The organism is Halochromatium sp. (assembly GCF_046541315.1).
Lineage (GTDB): Bacteria > Pseudomonadota > Gammaproteobacteria > Chromatiales > Chromatiaceae > Lamprobacter.
Window position 1 is genome coordinate 1 of sequence record NZ_JBKHDN010000244.1, and the last position, 3,565, is coordinate 3,565.

Below are 3,565 nucleotides of genomic sequence, written 5' to 3' on the forward strand. Positions count from 1 at the left end.
TAGGTCATGGCCGCGAGCAGGAACAGGAACAGCTCGGCAAACTCCATGATGTTGTAGTGCACCGCGTCGGCCACGAAGTGCGGGTCGCCGTGATGCTCGGTGTAGTAGTAGGCGATCAGGATCCAGATCAAGCCGGCCGCCAGCACCACCGGTTTCGACTTGCGCAGGTGCGTGAACTCTTCCGCCATCACCAGCACATAGGCGATGGCGAAGATCAGCAGGGCCGTGGAGCCGACCCAGTGGCCGGTCAGGTCGAGCGGGTGCGCAATCTCGGCAGCGAGCGCCAGCGGCGACAGCAAAAGAAGGATCAGGCCGAGCGCGACCTTGACGGCGGAATGATGCATGAAGACCCCTTGACGGCTGAGTCGTGTCAATCGTTCCCCTGAACGCATTGGGTTTGAGACCGGGTTCCTTGACCTGATCCGCTCAACGCAGCAACAGCGTCGGCACCTTCGCCGAGCGCAGCAGATCGCTGGTCTTGCTGCCGAAGAACAGGCTGCGCAGCGGCGAATGGCCATAGGCCCCCATCAGCAGCATGTCGATGGATTGCGCGTGCACGTACTCGGCGATGACCCGCTCGGTATCGCCAGGGATGAAGTCTGCCGCCACCTCGAAGTCGGCCTCCTCAAGCGTGGAGCGCGCCCAGTCGAGCTGCTTCTGGCTGGCGCGGCGCGCCTTGCCGCTCATCAGCACATGCACCGGCAGGCCGCGAAACAGCGGGCTCGCCGCCACCATCTCGACGCCGCGCCGCGTCATGGCGCCGCCGTCGAAGGCGATCAGCACCCGTTTGGGCTCGCTGAAGCGATCGGTGACGGCCAGGATCGGCTTGCTCAGCGAGCGCACCATGCGCTCGACATTGCGCCCGAGGTCGCGTTGGGTGGTCTCGGCCGATTCGCCCCGGCGCCCGAGCACGAACAGCCGCACCTGGTCCTGCGCGCCCACGAGCGTCTCTTCCAGATCGCCGTAGCGTTGACGCACATCGGGCGCGGCGACACCGAGCCCGATCGCGCGCTCGCGCAGGCTATTGAGCAGCTCGCGGCCGCGCTCGCGGTTCTCCTTGCTGCGCGCTTCATCGCGCTCGGCCAATTCGCTGAGCAGGTTCTGTTGGGCATTGACACCGATGGCACCGCTGTGGTCCTTGCCGATCGCGAACTCCTTCTCGCGGTCGAGGATGTGCAGCAGCTCCAGCGGCGCATCCATCTGCCGCGCCGCCCAGGCGGCGGCATCGGTGACGAAGTCGGCGAAGTGCGACTGATCGACACAGGCCAAGACCTTGGCCGGTATCTGCATGGGGTCTTCGGGTTGCATCGGCCTCGGATCCTGTTGTGGGCGCGCAGGTTGATTCGGGTGAGTTGGAGCTGACGGCGCTGACGGGCATCGATCAGTGGCCCATCAGGCTTTCGACCGCTTCCGGCTTGTCGTGGACGGCAAAGCGATCAACGATGGTGCGGCTGGCCTGATTGAGGCCGACGACCACGACTTCGGTGCCCTCGCGGCGGAACTTGAGCACCACTTTATCGAGCGCGGTGACCGCCGTGATGTCCCAGAAGTGCGCGCGGCTGACATCGATGCAGACCTTCTCGATGACCTCTTTGTAGTCGAAGGCGGCGATGAAGCGATCGGCGGAGGAGAAGAACACCTGACCGACGACGTGATAGACGCGCTCGCGACCTTCGCGGGTCGGCGTGGAGCCGACATAGAGCACGCGCCCGACCTTGTGCGCGAAGAAGAAGCCCGACAGCAGCACGCCGACCAGCACGCCTTGGGCCAGGTCATGGGTGAACACGGTGACCGCCACGGTGGCGATCATGACGATGTTGGCATCCAGCGGATGCTCGCGCAGGTTCTTGAACGAGGCCCAGTGGAAGGTGCCGATCGAGACCATGATCATCACCGCCACCAGCGCCGCCATCGGGATCTGCGCGACCCAGTCGTTGGCGAACACCACCAGGATCAACAGCACGATGCCGGCGGTGAGGGTCGACAGCCGCCCACGGCCGCCGGATTTGATGTTGATCACGGTCTGGCCGATCATCGCGCAGCCGGCCATGCCGCCGAAGAAGCCGGTGACCACGTTGGCGGTGCCCTGACCGACGCATTCGCGGTTCTTGTTGCTCTTGGAGTCGGTCAGGTCATCGACGATGGTCGCGGTCATCAGTGATTCGAGCAGGCCGACCACCGCCAGCGTTGCCGAGACCGGCAGGATGATCTGTAGGGTCTCGAGATTGAGCGGGATGTCGGGGATCAGGAACACCGGCAGGGTGTCCGGCATCTGGCCCATGTCGCCGACGGTGCGGATGTCGAGCCCCATGTAGATCGCTGCCGCAGTCAACGCGACGATGGCCACCAGCGGTGAGGGGATGGCCTTGGTGATGTGCGGGAACAGATAGATGATGCCGAGCGCGGCGGCGAGGACCCCATAGACCTCCCAGCTGAGCTGGGCGCCGGTGATCTCCGGCAACTGCGCCATGAAGATCAGGATGGCCAGGGCGTTGACGAAGCCGGTGATGACCGAGCGCGAGACGAAGCGCATCAGGTTGCCAAGCCGCAGCCAGCCAGCCAGCACCTGCAGCACGCCGGTCAGCACGGTGGCGGCGAGCAGGTACTGCAGGCCGTGATCGGCGACCAGATCCACCATCAGCACCGCCATGGCCGCGGTCGCCGCCGAGATCATGCCCGGCCGACCACCGACGAAGGCGGTGACCACGGCGATGCAGAACGAGGCATAGAGCCCGACCTTGGGGTCGACGCCGGCGATGATCGAGAAGGCGATCGCCTCCGGGATCAGCGCCAGCGCCACGACCAGGCCGGCAAGGAGATCATTGGGGATATTGGAAAGCCAGTCCTTGCGGAGTGATTTCATGCGGGATCGTTTCCAGGGCTGACGCGGACCTCGGGGTCAGCGGTGGGCAATCGACGCGCCGCCGACCGCATCGGGCAGCGTCTCGATGGTCAGGAAAGACTCCGGTTCCGGGCTGTGGGCCGTCGCGCTGGACATGGGCGTTGAGGGATGGCGGCAAGAAACCCGTTGTGCCGGTCGTTCAACCCTTCACGGGGATCGAGAAGGTCCAGAAGTTGACGATGAAGTGGACGAGGATGCTGGCCACATAGCCCAGCGCAATGTATTTGGTCCAGCGCATGTGCTCGAAGAAGGTATAGACCCCCTTCGCCTGCCCCATCAGTGCTACGCCAGCCGCCGAGCCGATCGACAGCAGGCTGCCGCCGACGCCGGCGGTCAGGGTCACCAGCAGCCAGTGCCCCTGCGACATGTCTGGGTTCATCGTCAGCACCGCGAACATCACCGGGATGTTGTCGACGATGGCCGAGAGGACGCCGACCATGCTATTGGCGAAGGTCGGGCCGACGTCGATGTAGGCAAACGCCGATACCAGCTCCAGGTAGCCGATGAAGCCGAGGCCGCCGACACAGAGGACGACGCCATAGAAGAACAGCAGCGTATCCCATTCCGCCCGGGCGATCTTGTTGAAGATATCGAATGGCATGGTGTCTTCCAGCGAACCGGCCTTCACCGTCGACAGCTCGCCGGTCATGTAGAGGTAATAGC

Annotated in this window: 3 protein-coding genes and 1 pseudogene; all 4 read right to left on the bottom strand. The window is 64.5% G+C overall.

The genetic code is table 11. The features are described 5' to 3' along the window. A pseudogene (locus ACLFQI_RS12500) lies at nucleotides 1-344 on the bottom strand (sodium:proton antiporter); the annotation flags it as partial. Nucleotides 345-426: 82 nt separating this feature from the next. Continuing rightward, nucleotides 427-1,290 (bottom strand): universal stress protein, encoded by an 864-nt coding sequence (locus ACLFQI_RS12505; protein WP_410759802.1) that lies wholly within the window; start codon nucleotides 1,288-1,290, stop codon nucleotides 427-429. Between the two features lie 91 nt (nucleotides 1,291-1,381). After that, nucleotides 1,382-2,863 carry a SulP family inorganic anion transporter gene (locus ACLFQI_RS12510; protein ID WP_410759798.1) on the bottom strand — a complete coding sequence of 494 codons (1,482 nt, stop codon included), beginning with the start codon at nucleotides 2,861-2,863 and terminating at the stop codon, nucleotides 1,382-1,384. A 178-nt stretch (nucleotides 2,864-3,041) separates the two neighbouring features. Next, nucleotides 3,042-3,565, bottom strand: a 524-nt coding sequence (nhaD, locus tag ACLFQI_RS12515) for a sodium:proton antiporter NhaD (RefSeq protein WP_410759800.1), incomplete at its 5' end; no start/stop codon positions are given.

Bases quoted from the DNA above. Each gene is read 5' to 3' on its own strand.
- ACLFQI_RS12505 (WP_410759802.1), bottom strand. From the start codon at position 1,290: ATGCAGATACCGGCCAAGGTCTTGGCCTGTGTCGATCAGTCGCACTTC.
- ACLFQI_RS12510 (WP_410759798.1), bottom strand. From the start codon at position 2,863: ATGAAATCACTCCGCAAGGACTGGCTTTCCAATATCCCCAATGATCTC.